The organism is Sphingomonas sp. RS6 (genome assembly GCF_054489705.1).
Window position 1 is genome coordinate 24791 of the sequence record NZ_JBTMWM010000014.1, and the last position, 22530, is coordinate 47320.

A 22530-nucleotide genomic window follows, 5' to 3' on the forward strand; every position below is an offset into this window, starting at 1 on the left:
CCCGGGCCGGGGTGACGGTCTGCGATCACTTCGTCGCGGCGATCGCCGCGCTGACTTCGGTCGCCTTGGCGTCACGGAAGCGGGCGCAGGTGCGGATCGAGTCGAGCGCACGATCGAGGTTGAGCGTGCTGCCCTGGATCGTCGGGCGCAGCTTGGCGTCGACCGCATCGGCCTGTGCGTTCGAGCACAGCACGCCGAACATCTGCGCCGCGCGGCCCGAGAAGATACCGCCGCCGCCGCCATTCTTCACGAACTCCTCGAAGTGCGTCAGCATGAAATCGCTGGCGACGTCGCGCGTATAGGGCGAGCGCATGAAGCCCGCGACGGTGAACAGCCGTTGACGGAAGCCGAGGCGCGGATCCTTGAAGTCGTTGAGGAACCAGCGGGCGACATCGGCATTGCCCGATGCGGCAATGCCCGGCCCGGTGGCGGCGCGCAGCATCGGGTCGTCGCCCGCAAGCGCCTTCTCGGTGAGCAGTTTCGCGAATTCGACGCCGCGTTCGTTGATCGCGACCGTGGCGGCGGTGGCGGCGAAGGCTGGGTCGAGCGCCTTTTTGTCGCCGGCCAGATAGGCGTCGAGCGCCGTCACCAGCTTGGCGCGAAGCATGGGCTCATGCCCGGTGACCGCAAGCAGCGTCACCACTTCCTCGCGCAGGTCGCGCTGGTCGACATCTTCATCCGCATAGGTGCCGGCGGCGGGATCGAAGCCGAGCTTGCCGAGCATCGGGAAATAGATGTTCGTGATCAGCTTGCGATAGGCGGGCAGGGCCGAGGGGAGGATCAGGCCGCGCTTTTCGAGGTCGCGCATCCGGCCGGCATTGTCGAACACGATCTTGGTCGCCGGATAGGCGGCCATCGTGCGCGCAAGTGCGATCGGGCGCGTCACGTCGCTGCGCCCGGCATAGAAGCTGGCCCAGACGCTGTCGTCTAGCGCCAGCGCCTCACCCTGGGGCAGGGTGGTGCCGGCGGCGATCAGCGCATCCCAGTCGGCGGGATCGAGTTCGAAGCGATAATAGCCCCAGCCACCGGCATTGGGCACGATCGCGCCGGTGCCCTTTGCCTGCACGGTTTCGCGCGGCTGATCGATCAGGGTGCAGCTCTTGGTTTCGCCGCGGCGCAGGCACAGCGGGATCAGCCATTGCTGCGCCGGCAGGTTGGTGCCGAAATAGGCGTAGCGCGACTGGCTGGCGACCAGCGTGTCGCCTTCGCGGTGCAGTGTCACGAGCGGGACGCCCTGCTGATCGACGAAGCTCTTGAGCGAGGCGAGCACGCGCGGATCATGCGCGGCATCGGCCAGCGACCCGAAAAACTCCTCGGTCGTGGCATTGCCATAGCGGTGGCGCTTCATGTGCAGCCGCACGCCCTCCCGGAAGGCATCGTCGCCCATATAATCGGCGATCATCGCGACCACCTGGCCACCCTTGCCATAGGTGATCTGGTCGAACGCGGCGTCGATCTCGCCGTCGCTTTCGATCTTCTGGTGGATCGGCCGGCCAGCAGCGAGCGAATCGAGGTCCATCGCCTCGAACCCCTCCTCGATCGCGTTGACGCCGATGTGCAGATCGGGGCGCCATTCGTTGCCGATGCGATAGCCCATCCAGTTGGCGAAGCTTTCGTTCAGCCAGATATCGTCCCACCAGGCGGGGGTGACGAGATCGCCGAACCACTGGTGCGCCAGTTCATGCGCGACGATCATCCCGAACGACTGTTTGCGCTCGGTCGAATCCTTTTCGTCGAGGAAGATGATGCTGTCGCCATAGATGTCGGCGCCGGCATTCTCCATCGCGCCGGGCATCACCGGCGAACCGATCTGATCGAGCTTCGGATAGGGGAATGCCTGACCGAAATACTTCTCGAGCAGCGAGACGATCTTGCCCGATTCGTCGCGCACATAAGCGAACTCGCCGGCATTGGGCTTGGTGCCGACGATGCCCAGCGGGAGCGGCGTGCTGCGCTCGGGCGTTGGAGGGACCATTGTCGACGCGGTCGCGAACGGGCCGGTGACGAGCGCGACGAGATAGGTCGGCAACGGCAGCGTCGGTGCGAAGCGATGGGTGACCAGCTTGCCTGCCTTGCGCGTGCCGATCTGCGGCGCGTTGCTCACCGCGACGAAGCCGGGCCGGGTGGTGATCGAAACGGTGAACGGCGTCTTGTAGCCGGGCTGATCGAACGAGGGGAAGGCGGCGCGGGCGTCGATCGATTCGAACTGCGACCAGCTGTACCAGGCGTCGTCGACCTTGACGTGATAGAGTCCGGACGGGCCGGTGCCGAACGGCGCGTCGTAATCGAACTTGAGTGTGATGTTGCCGGCGGGCACCGTCTTGCCGAACGTCACCTGGGCGAGGCCGGTGGGGCTCTTCTGCGTGAAGGTGACGGGCACGTCCTTCTTGCCGATGCGCGCCACCGCCTTGCTCACGTGCAGATCGCGGCCGTGCATATAGATGCTGCTGGCGGCGTGGTTCAGCCGCACGTCGATCTCGGTATGGCCGCTGAACCGGTCGCTCTCCGGCAGGATCGTGAAGTCGAGGCGATAGGCGAGCGGCGTCGCGTCGTCGGGCAGCTTGCCCTGCGGCTCGGGCGACTGGGCGAGCGCCGCTGCGGGAAGCAACAGGGCGCCAAAGGCAAACAGGGTCGTGCGCATCGGGTTTCCTTTTCGAGGACCCGTGCTGCTTATGCGGCGAAGTGCCATGTTGCAATATCACACTGGCGGCATGGCGTCGGCGGCGCGGATGGGACACGTGCCTTGCCGGCCGAGGTCGAGCGGCTATGGTAGCGATATCAGAACAAGCGATGAAGGAGAGGAATGGTGGCCAGATTTCCGCGATGGACGCTGATCGCGCTGCTCGCGGCCGCCACGGCGCAGGCGAGCCCGAGCGACGAGCGCGAGCCGCGCTGGGTCGGCGCATGGGCATCGTCGCAGATGGTGCCGCGGGAAGACAGCAGCCTGCCCGACGAGGAACTGGACGATGCGACGCTGCGCCAGATCGTCCGGCTCCAGGTGCCGGCGACGCGGATGCGCGTGCGATTTTCCAATGCGTTCGGCACCGAGCCGCTGAAGATCGACGGCGCGACGATCGCGCGCGCAATTGCGCCCGATGGCGCGAAGATCGATCCGGCGACGCTGCGGCCGCTGCGCTTCGGCGGCGCGGCGGCGGCGATCGTCCCGGCGGGGGCGGATTATTGGAGCGATCCCGTCGAGTTGCCGGTGGCGGGCGGCGCCGACCTGGCGGTTTCGGTGCATTTCGGCGAAACGCCGTCGCGGCAGACCGGGCATCCGGGCTCGCGCGCGACCTCCTATGTCGCGCGGGGCGACCATCTTCGCGACGCCGATCTGCCCGGCGCCAAGACGTTCGATCACTGGTACCAGCTTTCCGGCATCGAAGTGGCATCGGCCAAGGGCCGTGCGGTGGTGGCGTTCGGCGATTCGATCACCGACGGCTATGGCGTGAAGCCCAACACCAATCTGCGCTGGACCGATGCTTTGCAACAGCGGCTGCGCGCCGTGCCCGCGCTGCGCGATGTGGCGGTGCTCAATGCCGGGATCGGCGGCAACCGGCTGCTCAACGACGGGCTCGGCCCGAACGGACTCGCGCGGTTCGATCGCGACGTGCTGACGCCGCCGGGGGTCAGCCATGTCATCATCTTCGAAGGCGTGAACGATCTCGGCACGCTGACCCGCGACGCGCCGGTGAGCGCCGAGGCCCATGCCGCGCTCGTCATGCGGATCATCGGCGCCTATCGTCAGATGATCGATCGCGCGCACGCGCACGGCATCAAGGCGATCGGCGCGACGATCACGCCCTATGGCGCATCGGGCTATTATCATCCCGACGCCGCGAACGAGGCCGATCGTCAGGCGATCAATGCGTGGATCCGCGCGCCCGGGCATTTCGACGCGGTGATCGATTTCGACGCGGCGATGCGCGATCCGGCCGATCCGACGCGGCTGCGCAAGGATCTCGACAGCGGCGACGGCCTGCACCCGTCGACGGCCGGCTATCGCGCGATGGGGGAGGCGGTACCGCTCGCCCTGTTGCGCTGAGCCCCTGATCGTCGCTATGCCTCGTGTGTTAGGCAAATAGCACACGGGGCGGCGATGAAGCGTTGGATGGGATGGCTGGGGTTCGCCGCAGCGATGCTGGCAGGCGCGGTGCCGGTCACGGCAGCCGCTGCCACGCCGAAGGGCTATCACGCCACGCTGATGCATGATCGGCATGGCGGCTGGGTGCTCGATTACCGGTTCGATCGGGCCGCGCCGCTGTGGTTCTTTCTCCGATCGCAACCCGGGCTCGACGGGAAGTCCTGGCGCGGCGCGAGCTGGACGGTCGAGACGCCGGGCGTCGTGCTGGAGCGGATCGGCGGCTATGACGTGCTGCGCAGTACGAAGGGACCGATCCGGCATGTCCGCATCCGCGTCCGGCCGTATGACGAGTCGCTCCAGGCCGATTATTCGCCCTTCCTGATGTTCTCCGACGGCGGCGTCGCGGTGTTCGACGGCCATTATGCGGTTGCGCCGCTGGCTTCGCGCGAGGCGGCGGCGGCGCTGCCGGCCGATCTGAACGGCGTCGCGTTCGACAGCGCGCCCGGGCGGCTGACGATGCGCGATCCCGGCCATGTGCTGCTGCGCGGCGGGGTTCGCACCAGATCCAGCGTGCGCGTCGATCTCGATCGCGAGCCGAGCTATGTCTATGACGGCCCCGCCGCGCCGATCGAGAGCGCGGCCTTTGTCGGCATCGTCGATCCCGGCCTGCCGGCATGGATCCGCGAGCAGCTCGATCGCTTCACCCCGCAGCTCTTCGCGCTCTATCGTGAACGCCTTGGGCCGCCCGCCGGTGGCCGGCCGATGGCGATGGTCGCCTGGGCGGGCGGTGGCAACCCCGGCACCTCGATGGGCGGCAGCGTGCTTCCCGGACTGGTGGTGATGCGGATCGCAGGCCAGCAGACGTTGGCGCCCAACCCGGCGGTGATGAACCGGCTGCGCTGGTTCTTCGGCCACGAATCGGCGCATTTCTGGATGGGGCAGACGGTGAGCTATACCCGCCGGTCTGAGGCGTGGATCACCGAGGGTGCCGCCGACATGCTGGCAATCCGCGCGAGCGAGCGGCTGGTCCCCGATTTCGATACGCAGCGCCAGTTGCAGCGCGAGGTGGACGACTGCATCGCCGGCAGCGCGGGCAAGTCGCTTGCCGGGGCCAGCGAACGCGGCGAGGGGCGGACCAACTATGCCTGCGGCGCCGCGCTGCTGATCGCGGTCGAAGGCGCGGTGCGGCGCGACACAAAGGCCGATCTGTTCGACTGGATGCGCGGGCTGATCGACGCCAACCGCGCCGACGGCAAGGTGAGCGAGGCTGACTGGCTGGCGGCGTTCGATGCGGTGGTCGCCGATGCCGCGCAGCGTGAGGCGGTCCGCGCGTTCATCGATCGCGGGGTGGGCGATCCGGCGGCGTTTCTCGGCGCGCTCTACGAAGCGACCGGCGTGGCGTTCACGCGCGACGGCGCGCGGCTCGTGCTGCGCTGACGGCTCAGAACAATTCGCCCTGCGGCCCGGCGGGGGGCCGAAACAGATTGGTGCGCAGCGCGACGCGCTCGCCCGTCAGTCCGTGGCGCCGCACCGCCAGCCGGAAGCGGGTGCGTAGCAGATCGGCCCAGGGGCCCTGGCCGCGCATCCGGCTGTGAAAGGCGGGGTCGTTGTCGCGCCCGCCACGCAGTGACTGGATCGTCGCCATCACCTTGCCCGCGCGATCGGGAAAATGCGTGTCGAGCCAGGCGCGGAACAGCGGCGCCACTTCCCAGGGAAGCCGCACCGGCATGAAAAAGGCGCCGCGCGCGCCCGCCTCGGCCGCGCGCTCGACGAGATGCTCGATCTCGTGATCGGTGACGTGCGGGATTACCGGCGACATCGAGGCGAACACCGGCACCCCGGCCGCCGCGAGCGCGCGGATCGCCGCAAGCCGACGTTCGGGGTGCGGCGCGCGCGGCTCGACCGTCATCGCGATGCGCGGATCGAGCGACGTGACCGACACCATCACCGCCGCCAGCCCCTGCGCCGCCATCGGCGCGAGCAGATCGATGTCGCGCAGGACGCGGTTCGATTTGGTGGTGATCATCACCGGGTGGCGGCATTCGGCGAGCAGTTCGAGGCAGCCGCGGGTGATCCGCCATCGCGCCTCGATCGGCTGATAGGGATCGGTATTGGTGCCGAACGCCAGCGGCTTGCACACATAGTCGCGCCTGCCCAGTTCGGCGCGGAGCAGCGCGGGCGCGTCCGGCTTGGCGAACAGCCGGGTTTCGAAATCGAGCCCTGGCGACAGATCGTGGAACGCGTGGCTGGGCCGGGCGAAGCAATAGATGCAGCCATGTTCGCAGCCGCGATAGGGGTTTACCGACTGGTCGAAGCCGATGTCCGGCGACTGATTGCGGCTGATGATGGTGCGCGGCGTCTCCACGGTGACAGTGGTGCGCAGCGGCGGCGGCGCGCCGTCGATGCTATCCTGCGCGTCGAGCCAGTCGCCATCGGCTTCGCGGGTCGGCAGGTGAAAGCGGCTGCTTTCCGTATTGAGCGTGGCACCGCGCATCGGACGAGTCTTCGGCATTGCCCGACGCTATGCCATGCGATAGAACATAGCAAGAACACGGTAAGGGGAACAGCATGGCGCGATTGAACTATCTCGAGCTTCCGGCGGGCGATCTGCCGGCGCTGAAGGCGTTTTACGAGCGGGCGTTCGACTGGCAGTTCACCGATTTCGGGCCGTCCTATGCCGCGACGATGAGCGGCGACACCGATCTGGGACTCGACGGTGATGTCGAGCGCGGCAGCGGGCAGATGCTGCCGGTGATCGCGGTGGACGATCTGGAGGCGACGCTGGCGGCGGTCGAGGCGGCAGGCGGCACGGTGACGGTGCCGATCTTCGCCTTTCCCGGCGGCCGGCGGTTCCACTTCCGCGATCCGCAGGGGCACGAACTGGCGGCGTGGGTGATGGCGGACTGAGAGGGGCTCAGCGTTCCTCCAGCCGCGCGATCAGTCCGACGAAGTTGCAGGGCCGATGGCGGATGTCGAGCTGGGTGGCGAGGATGCCCTCCCAGGCATCGGTCACTGCCCCGGTCGATCCGGGCAGCGCGAACAGATAGGTACCGCGCGCCACCCAGGCGGTGGCGCGCGACTGGATCGTCGACGTGCCGATCTTGGCATAGCTGAGCCAGCGGAACAGCTCGCCGAAACCGGGAATTTCCTTGTCGCCGACGCGTGCCATCGCCTCCGGGGTGATGTCGCGCCCGGTGACGCCGGTGCCGCCGGTGGTCAGCACCACCTCGACCGCGGGGTCGGCGATCCAGGCGTCGAGCTGTGCGGCGATCGCATCGATATCGTCGCGGACGATGTCGCGCGCGGCGAGAACATGGCCCGCCGCGGTGAGCAGATCGACCAGTCGGTCGCCCGAGCGATCCTCGGCCAGGCTGCGCGTGTCCGAAATGGTGAGCACCGCGATCCGCACCGGGCGGAACGCGATCGTCGGATCAATCGCCACGCGCGACCCGCACCGGCGTGCCGCTGGAACTCATCGCCACCGGGCGCTGGATGCGCACCGCCGGCGCGCCGGGAAGCCCGGGGAAGCGCGGCCACATGCCCTCCGCCAGCGCGACGCGGCTCGATGAGGGGCGACCTTCCTGAAGTTCGTACATCCAATAGTTGCGCAGCACCGTCATCACATAGCCGCGCGTCTCCCAATAGGGGATGCTTTCGATGTAGAGCAGCGGATCGCCGCCGTCGCGCGACGCCTGGTTCCATGCCTCGACCGGGCTCGGCCCGGCATTATATGCGGCGATCACCTTGGGCAGCAGCCCCTGCGTCGCGGCGGTGTCGCGCAGCTGCTCCAGATAGGACTGGCCGATCTCCATGTTGACCGAGGGCTTGGTCAGATCGGCGGCGGCATAGGTGACGCCGTGGCGACGACCGACATCGGTGGCCGCGCCGGTCTTGACCTGCATCAGCCCCATCGCCCCCGCCGCGCTGCGGATTTCCGAATTGAAGCGCGATTCCTGAAGCGTGTGGGCAAAGACCAGCGCCTTGTCGACACGCCAGCCGCCGGCGGGGGTCCAGTTCGGCGCCGGGTAGCGCGCCTGGACCAGCGGATGGGCACCGGCCGGCCCGTTGTGCGAGAGCCAAAGCTCGGTCTGCGGCAGGCTGAGCTGCGCGGCGAGGCGAGTGAGCGCGGTGTGCTCGTCCGGATTGCAGAATTTCGCCTGGTGACGAAGCACCTCGTCGGCGAGGCGGTTCTCGCCGATCTCGACCAGTGCGGCGGCGACGCGGACATTGGGGCGACGATCGAGCATCTTCCAGTCGCGCGTGACGAAGCGTTCGCCCTTGCCCGGCTTTTCCTCGATGCCCAGCGCGCCGCGGGCGAGCAGGCCGTAAAAGGTCTCGCCATATTGGCTCGCGGCCTGAAGCTTCGGGGCGACGCGATCGGGGCGGCCGCAGGCCATTTCGGCGCGCGAGCCCCAATAAAGGCCGGCCGATCGCAGCTCGGTATCGGCGGCGCGGGTGGCGACGCGGTCGAACGATGCGGCGGCGGCGTTGCAATCCTGCTGACGCCAGGCGGCGAGCCCGTCGGTCCAGTCGGCCTGCGCCACCCAGTCGCCCATGCCCTGCTCGGCTTTGGCGGCGACGCGGCGGGCATTGGCATCGTCACCGGCGGTGAAATAGATCCACGCCACCTTCTGCTGCCATTCGGTCAGCGCCTCGGGCGTCAGATCGGCGGCGAAGCGATCGACCACGGCTTCGGCGGAGGCGCCGTCATCGGCCTTGATGAACGGCTGGATCGCAAGCGCGACTTCGGTGGCGGCATTGTCGCTGCGGATCGAGCGCGCGCGGCGGCGGACGGGGGCGCCGTCGAACCAGATCAGCCGCTGCGCCACCGGCAACTGCGGCAGATCGGTCGCGCCGCGCAGCTTGGCCATGCGGGCGAGCTGTTCCGCCTGCGGCAGTTCGGGCGCTTCGGCGAGCAGCGCGAGCAGCGGCCCGGCCTCGACGCGAGGCGAGCCCTTGGCGGTATAGAGTTCGGCGCGCGCGATGGCGTGGAGCAGGCCCGGCTTCATCGAATCGAGCTTCATCTGCGCATCGGCCCAGCGGCCGCCGCGGATCGCTGCGAAGACGAAGCGGTAATCGGCGGCCTGCGCCTCGTCGAGCTGGTCGGGGATGCCATCGCCTTCGCGCGGGGCGGCGGCGCCGGCGCCCTCGTCGATCGCCTCGACGGCGGGCGTGCCCACGCGGTCGTCGGCATGCGCCACGACCGGCAGCGCCACCAGGCAAATGGTCAGCAGGTTGCGGATCGTCACAGCTTGGTTCCCCGGCTCATCAGCAGCAGATGTTTCCAGCTTTCACGCTTCAGGGCGGGGCGCTCGATCAGCAAGCGCGGATGGAACGTCGCCACTGCCTGAATCGTCGTCTCATGATGGTTAAGATCGCGTATCGAATTGTCCGGCGGCCAGGCGTCAGTCCCGAGAACCGCACGGCTCGCCGCCTGACCGAGCAGGAGCAGCCGGGGCGGCCTGGCCAGCGACAGGAAATGATCGGCCAGCGCGATCAACTGCGCGGCCTGATCGCCGGGCAACTGCCCCGACACCGGCCGGGCAAAGGCGAGCGGCACCAGCTGCACCGATTCGCGTGCCAGCCCGATCGCCGCGAGCATCTTGTCGAACAAGCCGCCGGCTGGGCCCTGCCACAGCGCATCTTCATCCTCGGCTTCCGGCATGTCGATCATTACGGCCAGCCGCGCATCTGGCACGATCGCCGGCGCGATGCGCGGCGTGGTCCAACCCGCCTCGGGGGCGGCGTCGCTGATCCGCCAGGCGATGAAATCGGCGACGGTGCCGGGCAGTTGCTCGGGCGCTGCCGCTACGGCAGGCGCGGTCGGCGGCGCGGGCGCAAGCGGGGCAGGGCGGGCGAGCCAGTCGCGCACCGCATCGTCGACGATCGTGTCGACGCCGGCATCATCCCACCATTCGAGTGCGCTGGCGAGCGTGCGATGCCACTGATTGTCCGGTTCCACCCCCATGGCCTTCCTTTGAATCCCGGTTGACGCCGGGGTCAATCTGGCTTCATCGCCGACTAGACAAGGCGTTGCCGCAGCGCGACGACGGGCGTGCGGCCCATGGCACAATGAAGGACTTAGGGGAATTGGGATGAGCGAACGGGAGTCGATGCCCTATGACGTCGTGATCGTCGGCGCGGGCCCCGCGGGGCTTTCCGCCGCGATCCGGCTCAAGCAGCTGGCGGCCGAGGCCGGCAGCGAGCTGTCGGTCTGCGTGCTCGAAAAAGGGTCCGAAGTCGGCGCGCATATCCTGTCCGGCGCGGTGGTCGATCCGCGCTCGCTCGACGAACTGCTGCCCGGTTGGCGCGACGATGGCTGCCCGATGGCACGCACGCCGGTGACGGAGAACCATCACTGGGTGCTGAGCGCCAGCGGCAAGTCGTCGCTGCCCGAGTTGCTGACGCCGCCTTATCTTCACAACAAGGGCACCTATACCGGCAGCCTGGGCAATCTGTGCCGCTGGCTGGCGGACAAGGCCGGCGAACTCGGCGTCGAGATCTTCCCCGGTTTCGCCGCCGCCGAGATCCTGTTCAACGACGATGGCAGCGTGAAGGGCGTCGCGACCGGCGACATGGGCGTCGCGCGCGACGGCACGCACAAGCCGGACTATCAGCCCGGGCTCGAACTCCACGCCAAATACACCTTTTTCGGCGAAGGCGTGCGCGGGCACCTGTCGAAGCAGCTGATCCGCCAGTTCGGGCTCGACGCCGACAGCGAACCGCAGGTCTATGGCATCGGCATCAAGGAATTGTGGGATATCGATCCCGCCAAGCATGTGCCGGGGCGGGTGATCCACACCCAGGGCTGGCCGCTGGGCGAGGACGCCAATGGCGGCGGTTTCCTCTATCACCAGGCGGACGGCCAGGTGGCGCTCGGCTTCGTCGTCTGGCTCGACTACAAGAATCCGTGGCTGTCGCCGTTCCAGGAAATGCAGCGCTGGAAGACGCATCCCGAGATCGCCGAGCTGCTCAAGGGCGGCAAGCGCGTTTCCTATGGTGCGCGCGCGATTTCGGACGGCGGCTGGCAATCGGTGCCGAAGCTGACCGCGCCCGGCGGCGCGCTGATCGGCGATTCCGCCGGCTTCCTCAACGTCCCGCGCATCAAGGGCACGCACACCGCGATGAAAAGCGGAATGATGGCGGCCGAAGCGGCGTTCGCGGCGGTGCAGGCCGGGCGCGCCGGCGACGAGCTGACCGGCTATACCGACGCCTATGAGGCGAGCTGGGTCTATCGCGAGCTGCGCGGCGTCCGCAACGTCGTGCCGCTGGTCAAGAAGTTCGGGCTGAGCTGGGGCACGCTGCTCGCCGGTGCGGCGATGTGGAGCGAGCATCTCGGGCTGCGCTGGCCGTTCACGATGAAGCATCACCCCGACCACGAAAGCCTGATGCGCGCGGATGAGGCGCCGCGGATCGACTATCCCAAGCCCGATGGCGTGCTGACGTTCGACCGGCTGTCGTCGGTGTTCATCTCGAACACCAATCACGAGGAAGATCAGCCGGTTCACCTGACGCTCAAGGACCCGGACATTCCGATCGCCTATAATCTACCGGTGTACGGCGAGCCTGCACAGCGTTACTGTCCGGCAGGCGTGTATGAGGTTGTAGGGGAAGGCGATGATCTGCGGTTCCAGATCAACGCGCAGAATTGCGTGCATTGCAAGACCTGCGACATCAAGGACCCGACGCAAAACATCAACTGGGTGGTACCCGAAGGCGGCGGTGGCCCCAATTATCCGAACATGTAGCATGGCTGCCGCGCTTGTCGCCATTGCCGCAGCGGCGGCGCCGGCGGCTGCGCAGGCCGATCTGACCGACTATGTCCTCGCCCGCGCGGCGGACAGCGCCGGATCCCCGCTGCTCGCGGCCCAGGGCTATGCCCGCGCGCTGGCGGCTGCGCCCAACGATCAGGTGGTCGCGATGCGGGCCTATCGTGAGGGGCTGGAAGCCGGCGACACCGCGCTCGCGCTGCGGGCTGAGCGCGTGCTGCGGCGCGCGGGGGTGGCGCCGCCCGATGCCGCGCTGCTGGTGCTCGCCGATGCGGTGAAGCGAAAGGACGCGGCGGGCGCCGACGATGCCGTCGAGCGGCTGCGTCGCGGTCCGCTCGATTTTCTCGCCCCCGTGGTCGATGCCTGGCTGGTGCAGGATCGCGGCGGCGACGGAGCGGCGGCGCTCGACCAGGCCGAGCCGCGTGCGCTGGCGAGGCGATATACCGCGCGCCACCGCGCCTTGCTGCTGATCGCCGACGGGCGCACCGATGCCGGCCTTGCCGCGCTGCGCGCGCTCGACGCCTCCGCCTATGAGCCCGATGACCGGATCGACGCGGCATCGCTGCTCGATCGGCGCGATGCGCGCCGGCTGCTCGGGCGTGATCGCGAGGCGCGCGCGCTGCTCAAGCAGATCGGCAAGCGCCGCGACGCCGATGCTGCGTTCGGCGTGTCGCGGGCGTTCATGGCGCTGGCCGACGACCTTTCAGGGGAGGATGTGCCGACGCTGTCGATCACGCTGACCCGTTCGGCGCTGTTGCTCGATCCGAACGCGGACCGGGCGCGACTCGATCTCGCGCGGGCGCTCGGCCATATCGGTGCGCAGGGGCTCGCGCTCGCGACGCTGGCGGCGGTCGATCCCGACGGACCCTTTGCGCGCCGCGCGCTTGCCGGGGAGGTGTCGCTCTTTGCCGATGCGGGCGACCTTGCGACCGCGCTGGCCGGCGCGCGCAGCTTGGCGGAGGACAAGCGCGCCACCGCCGACGACCTTCAGACCTATGCCGACCTGCTTTCGCGCACCGGTGACGACATGGGCGCCGCCCGCGCCTATGCCGATGCGATGGCGCGCGGCGGCGATCACGGCAACTGGACGCTGCATTTCCGCCGTGGCACCGCGCTAGACCGCGCCGGCCGCTGGGACGAGGCGCTTCCCGAACTGCGCGAGGCTGCCCGGCTGGCGCCCGACCAGCCCGAGCTGCTGCGCTATCTTGGCGACGCGCAGATCGCGCATGGCGGCGATCCGACCGTTGCCGAAGCGCTGCTCGAACGCGCGCGCCGGCTGGCGCCCAAGGACCCGGCAATCGCCAGCGCGCTCGGCTGGACCTATTACCGCCAGGGCCATTATGCCCGCGCCGTGCCGCTGCTGGAAAGCGCGGCGCGCGGTGAGCCGGCCGGGATCGAGGCCAATGAACGGCTTGGCGATACCTATTGGCAGCTCGGCCGCCGCTTCGAGGCACGCTATGCCTGGCGTGCGGCGGCGACGATGGCCGATAATGATGCGGCCGAGCGGATCGCGCGCAAGCTCGATTCGGGCCTGGCGACGGTGAACCCATGATCGAGACGATCGTCGAGCCCGCCCCGGCGAAGCTCAACCTGGCACTGCATGTGCGCCATCGCCGCCCCGATGGCTATCACGAGCTCGAAACGCTGTTCGCCTTTGTCGAACATGGCGATGTCGTGCGGCTCACGGCGGACGAGGCTGGCGGGGCGGACCGGCTTCGCCTCACCGGCCCGTTCGGCTCGGCGCTTTCGAGCGAAGGCGACAATCTGGTGCTGCGCGCCGCTCGCGCGTTCCGCGCCCGTTATGGCGGCGGCGTGCACGCGATCGAGCTTGAAAAGCACCTGCCCGTCGCCTCCGGCATCGGCGGCGGATCGGCCGACGCGGCGGCGACGCTGCGCGCGCTGGCAAGGCTGCACCAGGTGCCGCTCGACGACCAGGGCCTGTTTGCGATTGCGGAGTCGCTGGGCGCCGATGTGCCCGCCTGCCTGATCTGTCGGACCGCGATTGGGCGGGGGCGCGGCGAGCGGCTCGAATCCGTCGAGGGGCCGGCGGGCATGCCGGTGCTGCTGGTTAATCCGGGCGTCGCCGTCTCGACGGCGGCGGTGTTCGCCGCCTGGGACGGGCAGGATCGAGGCCCGATCGCCGAAGGGGCGCTGCTCGACGTGGCGCGCACCGGACGCAACGATCTCGAGCCGCCCGCCCGCGCAATCGCTCCGGCGATCGACCGGGTGCTCGACGCACTTGGGGCACAGCCGGGGACGCTGCTGGTTCGGATGTCGGGATCGGGCGCGACCTGCTTTGCGCTGTTCGAGGACGCGCCGGCGCGCGACGCGGCTGCCGATGCGCTGGCGGGGCAGAATTGGTGGCGGGCACCGACGAGGATGCGATGAAATTAACCCCCTTCGCTAACCCGGCGGAAGCGCTTGCCGTCGCATGGCGACCGGCGGCGGATCAGACGCTGATGCGGGACGTCTACCGGTGGCTCGCGGGCGCGCCGATTGCGCGCGCCTGCGCGCCATGCCTGGAGCCCGCGCGATGATCGAGGTGCGCTGGGACGGCGCGATCGCGACGATCGCCCTCGTCCGACCGGACGCGCGAAACGCGATTCCGATCGCCGGCTGGCAGGCGCTGGCGGTCGCGGCGGCGCAGGTGGCCGAGGCGCGTGTCGTGATCATCGCCTCCGATGCCGAGTGCATTTTTTCGGCCGGGGCCGATATCGGCGAGTTCGAAGCGCTGCGCGACGATCCGGCGATGCGCACCCGCTTTCGCGTCGCGATGCGCGCCGGGATCGATGCGATTGCGGCGCTGCCGATGCCGGTGCTCGCGGCGATCGATGGCGGCTGCCTTGGCGCAGCGGTGGCGCTGACGCTCGCCGCCGACATCCGGGTCGCGGGCGACGACGCCTATTTCGCCGTGACGCCGGCGCGGCTGGGCATCAGCTATCCGCATGTCGATGTCGCGCGGCTCGTGGCGCAGGTCGGCCGCGGCGTCGCTGCGACGATGCTGTTCACCGCCGGCCGGATCGAGGCAGACGAGGCCGAGGCTGCGGGCCTGGTCGAACTGCGCGCGCCCGAGGCGGGCCGCGCCGTGCACGACCTTGCCGCCAGCATCGCCGCCAATGCGCCGAACGCGATCCGCGAGCTGAAGCGAGCGATGCGCGGCGCCGACGACGATCTCGATACGGCGTTCGAGAATGGCTTTGGCGGCCCCGAACTGTCGGAGGGGCTCGCCGCGATGCGTGAGCGTCGCCGTGCGGTGTTCTGAGGTGCCGGCGGTCGAACGAATCGACGGCGCGGCGGATGACGTGCTGCTGTTGTGCGATCATGCGTCGAACGCGGTGCCCGACGATGTCGATCTGAGGATCGATCGCGACCTGCTCGATCGGCATATCGGCGTCGACATCGGCGCTGCGGCGGTGACGCGGGCATTGGCGGCACGGCTCGATGTGCCTGCGATACTGGCCACCGTTTCGCGATTGGTGATCGATCTCCACCGCGAAGTCGATCATCCCGCGCTGATCCCCGAAGCCAGCGATGGCCATGCGATCCCCGGCAATGTCGGGGCGGACCGGGCGGCGCGCATCGCGCGGTTCCACTGGCCCTATCATCACGCCATCGCGGTGCAGATCCGCGCGCGGCGCCCCCGCCTGATCCTGTCGATCCACAGCTTCACGCCGCAGCTGGAGCAAGGCGGCGAGGCACGGCCGTGGCACGCGGGCATTCTCTACAATCGCGACGTTCGCGCAGCCGCGCCGGCGATCGACTTTCTGCGCGGGCAGAGGATCGTGACCGGCGACAATCAACCCTATTCGGGGCGGCTGCTCAACGCGACGCTCAATCGCCATGCCGAGGGGCAGGGAATCCCGTCGATCGCGATCGAAATCCGCAACGATCTGATCCGCGACGATGCCGGCATCATTAGCTGGGTCGAGCGGCTGGCGGCGCTCGCAAATTTTCTGCGTAATAGTCTTGCGTAAAAGGGTGGTTCCACGACATAGGCTTGCGCGCCATGACCAACCGATTCGACAAGTCCAAGCTTCCCAGCCGCCACGTCTCGATGGGGCCGGAGCGCGCGCCGCACCGCAGCTATTACTACGCCATGGGGATTCCCGAGGAGGATATCGCCAAGCCGTTCGTCGCGCTCGCCAGCGCCGGCAATGACAGCGCGCCGTGCAACACCACGCTCGATTTCCAGGCCGATGCCGCGCGCCAGGGGGTGATTGCGGGTGGCGGCATGCCGCGCCGGTTCAACACCATCACCGTTACCGACGGCATCGCGATGGGCCATCAGGGGATGAAATCCTCGCTCGTCAGCCGTGAGGTGATCGCGGACTCGGTCGAACTGAGCGTGCGTGGGCATTGCTATGACGCGCTGGTCGCCTTTGCGGGGTGCGACAAGTCGCTGCCGGGGATGATGATGGCGATGCTGCGCCTGAACATCCCGTCGATCTTCGTCTATGGCGGTTCGATCCTGCCGGGGCGCTATGAGGATCGCGACGTCACCGTCGTCGACGTATTCGAGGCCGTGGGCAAGTTCGCCGCGGGCAACTGTCCGCTCAAGGATCTCACCGCACTCGAAAAGGTCGCGTGTCCCGGCCACGGTGCCTGCGGCGGCCAGTTCACCGCCAACACGATGGCTTGTGTGGGCGAGGCGATGGGATTATCCCTGCCAAACAGCAATATGGTGCCAGCACCTTACAAGAGCCGCGAAGAGATTGCGATCGCCGCGGGCACGCAGGTGATGGACCTGCTCGAACGGAATATCCGCCCGCGCGACATCGCAACGCGCGCCGCCTTCATCAACGCCGCGCGTGTCGTCGCGGCGACCGGTGGCTCGACCAACGCTGCGCTGCACCTGCCGGCGATGGCCAATGAAGCGGGCATCGAGTTCGATCTGCACGATGTTGCAGAGGCTTTCAAAACAACACCTTATATTGCGGACCTGAAACCGGGTGGAAGGTATGTCGCCAAGGACATGCACGAGGCCGGCGGCGTCTATATGCTGATGAAGACGATGCTGGCGAACGGCCTGCTGGACGGCAGCTGCCTGACTGTGACCGGCAAGACGCTCGGCGAGAATATCGATCAGGTCACATGGAATCCCGACCAAAAGGTGATCTACGACGTCAAGGCGCCATTGTCGCCGACCGGCGGCGTGGTCGGCCTGCGCGGGACGCTGGCGCCCGAGGGGGCGATCGTGAAGGTTGCGGGGATGAAGCGGCTCCAGTTCGAAGGGCCGGCCCGCGTGTTCGATTGTGAGGAGGATGCGTTCGAGGCGGTCGAGCACCGCCGGATCAACGAGGGCGAGGTGATCATCATCCGCTATGAAGGGCCGAAGGGCGGCCCCGGCATGCGCGAGATGCTGTCCACCACCGCCGCGCTCTACGGGCTGGGCATGGGCGAGAAGGTGGCGCTGATCACCGACGGCCGCTTCTCCGGCGCGACGCGCGGCTTCTGCATCGGCCATGTCGGGCCGGAGGCGGCCGAAGGCGGGCCGATCGCGCTGGTTGAGGATGGCGACATGATCCGCATCGATGCCGAAGCGGGAACGATCGATCTCGGCGTGCCGGCGGAGGTGCTCGCCGAGCGCCGCACGCGCTGGCAGCCGCGGACCAACGACTATCAGGCGGGGGCGCTGTGGCGCTATTCCCAGAATGTGGGCCCGGCTTATAAGGGGGCGGTGACGCACCCTGGAGCCAGCGCCGAAACCCATGTCTACGCGGATATCTAGCAGCGGAACCGCGCGGCGGGCGGCCCGATCGGGGCTGCCCGCGTGATGATCCCCGCCGGAATGCCGATCGTCCGCGCCGCGGCGATGCGCGCGGCCGAGGCCGATGCCTTTGCAAGCGGCGTCACCCAGGAAGAGCTGATGGAGCGCGCCGGGATGGCGGTCGCGCGCGAAATCGTGCGCTTCGCCGCCGGCCGGCCGGTGCTGGTGCTGGCCGGGCCGGGCAACAATGGCGGCGATGCCTATGTCGCCGCGCGTCATGCGAAACGGGCTGGGCTCGACGTCGTGGTTGCAGCCTCCGGTGCGCCGAAGCCCGGCGCGGCGGCGGCGATGCACGCCCGGTGGGACGGCCCCACCACATCGCTTTATGCGGCGCAGGCGCGGCCGGTGCTGGTCGACGGGCTGTTCGGAACCGGATTGACGCGCAGCCTCGATCGAAGCCTTGCCGCGATTTTCGCCGAATTGTGCCGCGCGGCCGACTTCGCGCTCGCGATCGATCTCCCGTCGGGGCTCGATACCGATACCGGCGCTAGCCTCGGGGCGCCGCGCGGGATCGATGCGACGCTCGCGCTCGGCGCGTTGAAGCCGGCGCATCTGCTCGACGAAGGCCTGGCGCGGTGCGGGCGAGTGCTGATCGCGGACCTTGGCATCCCGATCGAGACGCAGTGGCGCAGTGTGGCGCGGCCCACGCTCGGTCGGCCGGGGCCGATGAGCCACAAATACAGCCGGGGCCTTGTCGCCGTGATCGAAGGGGCAATGCCTGGTGCGGCGCGGCTTGCGGCGCGCGCGGCGATGGCGGGGGGCGCCGGCTATGTCGTGCTCGCGGGGCAGGGGGCGGGCACCGGCGGCCCCGACGCGCTGGTGCGGCGCACGCTGGACACGCCCGACGATCTTGCCGAACTGCTCGCCTGGGACCGCATCGATGCGGTGGTGCTCGGCCCCGGCCTTGGCCGCGATGCGCGGGCCGAGCAATATCTGCGGGCGGCGTTCGAGGCGGACAAGCCGCTGGTACTCGATGGCGATGCGCTGACGATGCTCGGGCGCGGTGCCGCCGACTGGCTCGCGCGACGCGAGGCGCCGAGCTGGATCACGCCGCATTCGGGCGAGTTCGACCGGATGTTCGGCGGCGAGGGCGGCAAGATCGACCGGACGATCGAGGCGGCGGCATCGGCGGGCGCCACCGTTGTGCACAAGGGCGCCGATACGGTGATCGCAGGGGCAGGCGGCGACGTGCGAGTGCTGGCGGGTGCCTCGCCCTGGCTGTCCACCGCCGGCACCGGCGACGTGCTGGCCGGGCTGCTGGGCGCGCAGGTTGCGCAGGGCGGCACGGGGGTGGCGCCCGCAGAAGCGGCGGCATGGCTTCACGGGCGCGCCGCGCAGCTTGCCGGGCCGGCCTTTTTCGCCGATCAGCTGATCGCTCAACTGCCGGAAGCGATTGCCGAATGTCTTTGAGCGAAACCGAAGTGGTGCGCGTCGCCGCGCGTGGCGACGGCGTCACTGCCGATGGCCGGCATGTGCCCTTCGCCGCGCCGGGCGACTATCTGACCGAGAATGGCGAACTGCGGCGCGGCCCGCATCATCAGGAGCCGCCGTGCCGGCATTTTCCGCGCTGCGGCGGCTGTCAGCTCCAGCATCTCGACGACGATGCCTGGCGGCGATTCCTGTCTGACCGGGTGGCGGCGGCGCTCGCGGCGCAGCGGATCGAGACCGAGATTCGCGCGCCGCACCTCTCGCCGCCGCGCACGCGCCGCCGCGCGACGCTCCATGCCGAACGGCGCGGGCGGCAGGTGCGGATCGGCTTCACCGAATCGGGCACGCACAAGCTGATCGACCTCGCCGAATGCCATATCCTCGCGCCCGATCTGTTCGCGCTGCTCGCGCCGCTCCGGCGGCTGTTCGCCACGCTGCTGCCCGACGCACGGCGGGTGAACGTCCATCTGGCGCAGAGCGACCAGGGGCGCGACGTGCTGGTCGACGGGATCGACCCTGACGGGCTGGCGGCGGCGGAGGCGATCACCGGTTTTGCCGCCGAGCACGCGCTCGCCCGCTTCGCCGTCGATGAAGGCTTCGGCGCCACCGCGCGCTGGGAACCCGAGCCGGTGACGGTGACGCTCGGCGATGTCGCCGTGCCGATGCCGAGCGGCAGCTTCCTCCAGGCCACGCCGGAGGGGGAGGCCGCGCTGGTCGCCTGTGTTCGCGACGTGGTGGGCGGCGCGCGCAATGTGGCCGACCTGTTTGCCGGGCTCGGCACCTTCACCTTCGCGCTTGCCGGCTCGCGCGTCTATGCCGGGGAGGCGGCGCGCGACGCGATCCTCTCGCTCAAGGCAGCGGCATCGGCAGCCGGGCGCACCGTGTTCGCCGATCATCGCGACCTGTTTCGGCGCCCGCTGACCGCCAAGGAGCTTGGTAATTTCGATGCAGTGGTGCTCGATCCGCCCCGCGCCGGCGCCCGCGAGCAGGTGGCCGAAATCGCCGCATCCAAGGTCCCGCTGATCGCCTATGTTTCGTGCAATCCCAGCACCTTCGCGCGCGATGCGCAGGTTCTATGTGAAGCTGGCTATCGGCTCGACTGGGTTCAGCCGGTCGGCCAGTTCCGCTGGTCCACCCATGTCGAGCTGGCGGCGCTCTTCAGTCGCTAGGATAATCCGCGCGCAGGAAGAACAGTCCGTCCGGTGGCGCGTTGAGGCCGAGCGCGGCACGGTCGCGCGCGGCCAACGCGTCGGCCACATCCTCGGGCGCCCATCGGCCCTGACCGACCAGCGCGAGGCAGCCGACCATCGAGCGGACCTGATGGTGGAGGAACGATCGCGCCGATGCGAACACGCTGATCCGCTCGCCATCGGCGACGACATCGAGCCGGTCGAGCGTGCGAAGCGGGCTTTCCGCCTGGCAATGCGCCGAGCGGAAGGTGGTGAAGTCATGCCGCCCGACAAGATGCCGTGCCGCAGCCTGCATCGCTGCTGGGTCGAGCGGCCCCACCACGCGCCACGCCAGCCCCTTTTCCCAGGTCAGCGGCGCTCGCCTTGTTATGATCCGATATTCATAATGGCGGCCAAGGCACGAGAAACGCGCGTGCCAATCCTCCGAAACCACCTTGCACGCGAGGATCGCCACCGGATCGGGCCGCAGCCGTGCGTTGAGCGCCTCCATCAGCCGGAAGGGTGTGAACGGCTTGGCGATGTCGAGGTGCGCGCGCATGCCCAATCCGTGCACGCCGGCATCGGTGCGGCCCGCGGCGTGGACGACCACATCCTCGCCGGTCACGGCATAGGCGGCATCCTCGATCGCCTGCTGGACGCTGGGACCGTGATCCTGCCGCTGCCAGCCCATGAACGGGCGACCGTCAAATTCCACCGTCAGGGCAAAGCGCGTCAAAGCTGCGTCCCCGCCGGGATGGGGAGGCCGCGCAGCAGTTCGCCCACCGTCATCGCCCCGCGCCCGGCGCGCTGGATCAGCGTCGGGCGGATCGCGCCTTCCCCGCAATGGATCAGGAGGTCGTCGCCAACCGTGCCGGCCGGGCCGCTCGCATCAACCAGATCGGCGGCGTGGACGCGGAAGCGCTCGCCGCCCAGTTCGAAGAAGGCGCCCGGCGCCGGGTTGAACGCGCGCACCGCCCGCTCGACCTCCACCGCGCTGCGGGTGAAGTCCAGCCGTGCCTCGGCCTTGTCGATCTTGGCCGCATAGGTGACGCCCTCGTCCGGCTGCGGCACCGCCGGATGCGCATCGAAATCGGCGAGCACCTGCACCATCAGTGCGGCGCCCATCATCGCCAGCTCGGCGCGAAGCGCACCGGCAGTCTTGCGATCGATCGGCGTCCGCCCCTCGAGCCGGACGGGGCCGGTATCAAGACCGGCCTCCATCTGCATGATGCCGACGCCGGTTTCGGCATCGCCCGCCAGGATTGCGCGCTCGATCGGCGCCGCGCCGCGCCAGCGTGGCAGCAACGATCCGTGAACGTTGAGGCAGCCGAGCCGCGGCGCCGCCAGCACCGGGCGCGGCAGGATCAGTCCATAGGCCGCGACCACCGCGACATCGGCGTCGAGCGCGGCAAAGGCGGCCTGCGCCTCGGCATCGCGCAGGCTGAGCGGCGTGCGTACCGCAATGCCCAGCGCATCGGCCCGGGCATGGACCGGCGAGGGGGTGAGGACCTTGCCGCGCCGCCCGCCCGGCCTGGGCGGCTGGCTGTAGACGGCGGCGATGTCGTGCCCGGCCGCGACCAGCGCGTCGAGCACCGGCACGGCGAAATCGGGGGTTCCCATGAAGACGATGCGCATGTTCCCCCTCAACCGCTTGGCAGGGCCGGGCGCAAGCCCTTATGTCTGCGCCCATGGTCTCTCCTGAAATCGAGGCGCTCACCCAGGCTCTGTCGCGGCTGCCCGGCTTCGGCCCGCGCTCGGCCCGGCGCGCGGTGCTTCACCTGCTCAAGAAGCGCGAAACCGCGCTCGACCCGCTGCTCGCGGCGCTCAGCGCGGTGAGCACCCGGCTTACCGTCTGCGGTCGCTGCGGCAATATCGATACCACCGATCCCTGTTCGATCTGCGCCGATCCGCGCCGCGACGATCGCTCGATCTGCGTCGTGGAGGATGTCGCCGACCTTTGGGCACTCGATCGCGCCCGGCTATTTCCCGGCCGCTTCCATGTGCTGGGCGGGCGCTTGTCGGCGCTAGACGGGGTGCGGCCGGAGGATCTGCGGATCGACGCGCTGCTCGCGCGGCTGGCGCAGGGCGGCGTCGACGAGGTGGTGCTGGCGATGAACGCCACGTTGGAGGGACAGACCACGGCGCATTATCTCGCTGAGCGGCTGGAGGCCTATCCGGTGCGCGTGACGCAGCTGGCCCATGGCCTGCCGGTGGGGGGCGAACTCGACTATCTTGACGAAGGTACGCTGGCCCAGGCGCTGCGCGCGCGCCGCCCGGTTGCATGAGGCGGTTTGCTTGACGCACCGGCACGCCGCG

The 22530-nt window shown here is 69.1% G+C and carries 19 protein-coding genes; 12 read left to right on the top strand and 7 right to left on the bottom strand.

Annotation, left to right across the window (positions count from 1 at the left end):
• Window positions 1–25 precede the first annotated feature (25 nt).
• Complete coding sequence (locus ACX40Y_RS17560; protein ID WP_459120872.1) at window positions 26–2641, bottom strand: M1 family metallopeptidase; 2616 nt, start codon at window positions 2639–2641, stop codon at window positions 26–28.
• A 162-nt stretch (window positions 2642–2803) separates the two neighbouring features.
• Between ACX40Y_RS17560 and ACX40Y_RS17565 the strand changes: the two genes are divergently transcribed.
• Together ACX40Y_RS17565 and ACX40Y_RS17570 are read left to right on the top strand one after the other, a co-directional pair.
• The gene (locus tag ACX40Y_RS17565) at window positions 2804–4042 is read left to right on the top strand and encodes an SGNH/GDSL hydrolase family protein (RefSeq protein ID WP_459120873.1); all 1239 of its coding nucleotides are present in this window, start codon (window positions 2804–2806) and stop codon (window positions 4040–4042) included.
• Window positions 4043–4096: 54 nt separating this feature from the next.
• Complete coding sequence (locus tag ACX40Y_RS17570; protein ID WP_459120874.1) at window positions 4097–5518, top strand: hypothetical protein; 1422 nt, start codon at window positions 4097–4099, stop codon at window positions 5516–5518.
• 4 nt (window positions 5519–5522) lie between these two features.
• Here the strand turns inward: ACX40Y_RS17570 and ACX40Y_RS17575 are convergent, their stop codons facing one another.
• Window positions 5523–6593, bottom strand: coding sequence for a PA0069 family radical SAM protein (locus ACX40Y_RS17575; protein WP_459120875.1), 1071 nt, complete (start codon window positions 6591–6593; stop codon window positions 5523–5525).
• 56 nt (window positions 6594–6649) lie between these two features.
• Here ACX40Y_RS17575 and ACX40Y_RS17580 point away from each other — a divergent pair, with 56 nt between their 5' ends.
• Entirely contained in the window at window positions 6650–6988 is a 339-nt protein-coding gene (locus ACX40Y_RS17580) for a VOC family protein (RefSeq protein ID WP_459120876.1), read from the top strand.
• 7 nt (window positions 6989–6995) lie between these two features.
• On the opposite strand, the gene moaB is transcribed toward ACX40Y_RS17580, so the two are convergent.
• The 3 genes from moaB to ACX40Y_RS17595 are packed head-to-tail and all read right to left on the bottom strand — an operon-like array spanning window position 6996 to window position 10049.
• On the bottom strand, window positions 6996–7523 hold the full coding sequence (gene moaB, locus ACX40Y_RS17585) for a molybdenum cofactor biosynthesis protein B (RefSeq protein ID WP_459120877.1): 528 nt from the start codon (window positions 7521–7523) through the stop codon (window positions 6996–6998).
• Window positions 7513–9330 (bottom strand): lytic transglycosylase domain-containing protein, encoded by a 1818-nt coding sequence (locus tag ACX40Y_RS17590; protein ID WP_459120878.1) that lies wholly within the window; start codon window positions 9328–9330, stop codon window positions 7513–7515. Before ACX40Y_RS17590 ends, moaB begins: the two co-directional genes overlap by 11 nt.
• Window positions 9327–10049, bottom strand: coding sequence for a uracil-DNA glycosylase family protein (locus ACX40Y_RS17595; protein WP_459120879.1), 723 nt, complete (start codon window positions 10047–10049; stop codon window positions 9327–9329). The genes ACX40Y_RS17590 and ACX40Y_RS17595 overlap by 4 nt, the downstream gene beginning before the upstream one ends.
• 127 nt (window positions 10050–10176) lie before the next feature.
• On the opposite strand from ACX40Y_RS17595, the gene ACX40Y_RS17600 reads away from it, so the two are divergent.
• The 8 genes from ACX40Y_RS17600 to ACX40Y_RS17635 all read left to right on the top strand — a co-directional run bounded on the left by ACX40Y_RS17600 (window position 10177) and on the right by ACX40Y_RS17635 (window position 20214).
• Entirely contained in the window at window positions 10177–11829 is a 1653-nt protein-coding gene (locus ACX40Y_RS17600; RefSeq protein WP_459120880.1) for an electron transfer flavoprotein-ubiquinone oxidoreductase, read from the top strand.
• A 1-nt stretch (window position 11830) separates the two neighbouring features.
• Window positions 11831–13402: a tetratricopeptide repeat protein gene (locus tag ACX40Y_RS17605; RefSeq protein WP_459120881.1), complete on the top strand. Its 1572-nt coding sequence runs from the start codon at window positions 11831–11833 to the stop codon at window positions 13400–13402.
• A complete protein-coding gene (locus tag ACX40Y_RS17610; protein ID WP_459120882.1) occupies window positions 13399–14238 on the top strand; it encodes a 4-(cytidine 5'-diphospho)-2-C-methyl-D-erythritol kinase in 840 nt (279 codons plus the stop codon). Before ACX40Y_RS17605 ends, ACX40Y_RS17610 begins: the two co-directional genes overlap by 4 nt.
• A gap of 127 nt (window positions 14239–14365) precedes the next feature.
• Complete coding sequence (locus tag ACX40Y_RS17615; protein WP_459120883.1) at window positions 14366–15112, top strand: enoyl-CoA hydratase/isomerase family protein; 747 nt, start codon at window positions 14366–14368, stop codon at window positions 15110–15112.
• On the top strand, window positions 15087–15824 hold the full coding sequence (locus ACX40Y_RS17620) for an N-formylglutamate amidohydrolase (RefSeq protein WP_459120884.1): 738 nt from the start codon (window positions 15087–15089) through the stop codon (window positions 15822–15824). Before ACX40Y_RS17615 ends, ACX40Y_RS17620 begins: the two co-directional genes overlap by 26 nt.
• A gap of 32 nt (window positions 15825–15856) precedes the next feature.
• Window positions 15857–17578: a dihydroxy-acid dehydratase gene (gene ilvD, locus ACX40Y_RS17625; RefSeq protein WP_459120885.1), complete on the top strand. Its 1722-nt coding sequence runs from the start codon at window positions 15857–15859 to the stop codon at window positions 17576–17578.
• Between the two features lie 45 nt (window positions 17579–17623).
• The gene (locus ACX40Y_RS17630; protein WP_459120886.1) at window positions 17624–19027 is read left to right on the top strand and encodes an NAD(P)H-hydrate dehydratase; all 1404 of its coding nucleotides are present in this window, start codon (window positions 17624–17626) and stop codon (window positions 19025–19027) included.
• Window positions 19018–20214 carry a class I SAM-dependent RNA methyltransferase gene (locus tag ACX40Y_RS17635; protein WP_459120887.1) on the top strand — a complete coding sequence of 399 codons (1197 nt, stop codon included), beginning with the start codon at window positions 19018–19020 and terminating at the stop codon, window positions 20212–20214. The genes ACX40Y_RS17630 and ACX40Y_RS17635 overlap by 10 nt, the downstream gene beginning before the upstream one ends.
• Here the strand turns inward: ACX40Y_RS17635 and truA are convergent.
• Together truA and fmt are read right to left on the bottom strand one after the other, a co-directional pair.
• Entirely contained in the window at window positions 20204–20950 is a 747-nt protein-coding gene (gene truA / locus ACX40Y_RS17640) for a tRNA pseudouridine(38-40) synthase TruA (protein ID WP_459120888.1), read from the bottom strand. The two genes, ACX40Y_RS17635 and truA, sit on opposite strands and share 11 nt — an antisense overlap.
• Window positions 20947–21849 carry a methionyl-tRNA formyltransferase gene (fmt, locus tag ACX40Y_RS17645; protein WP_459120889.1) on the bottom strand — a complete coding sequence of 301 codons (903 nt, stop codon included), beginning with the start codon at window positions 21847–21849 and terminating at the stop codon, window positions 20947–20949. Before fmt ends, truA begins: the two co-directional genes overlap by 4 nt.
• A gap of 53 nt (window positions 21850–21902) precedes the next feature.
• Between fmt and recR the strand changes: the two genes are divergently transcribed.
• Window positions 21903–22499 (top strand): recombination mediator RecR, encoded by a 597-nt coding sequence (recR, locus tag ACX40Y_RS17650; protein WP_459120890.1) that lies wholly within the window; start codon window positions 21903–21905, stop codon window positions 22497–22499.
• Window positions 22500–22530: the final 31 nt, after the last annotated feature.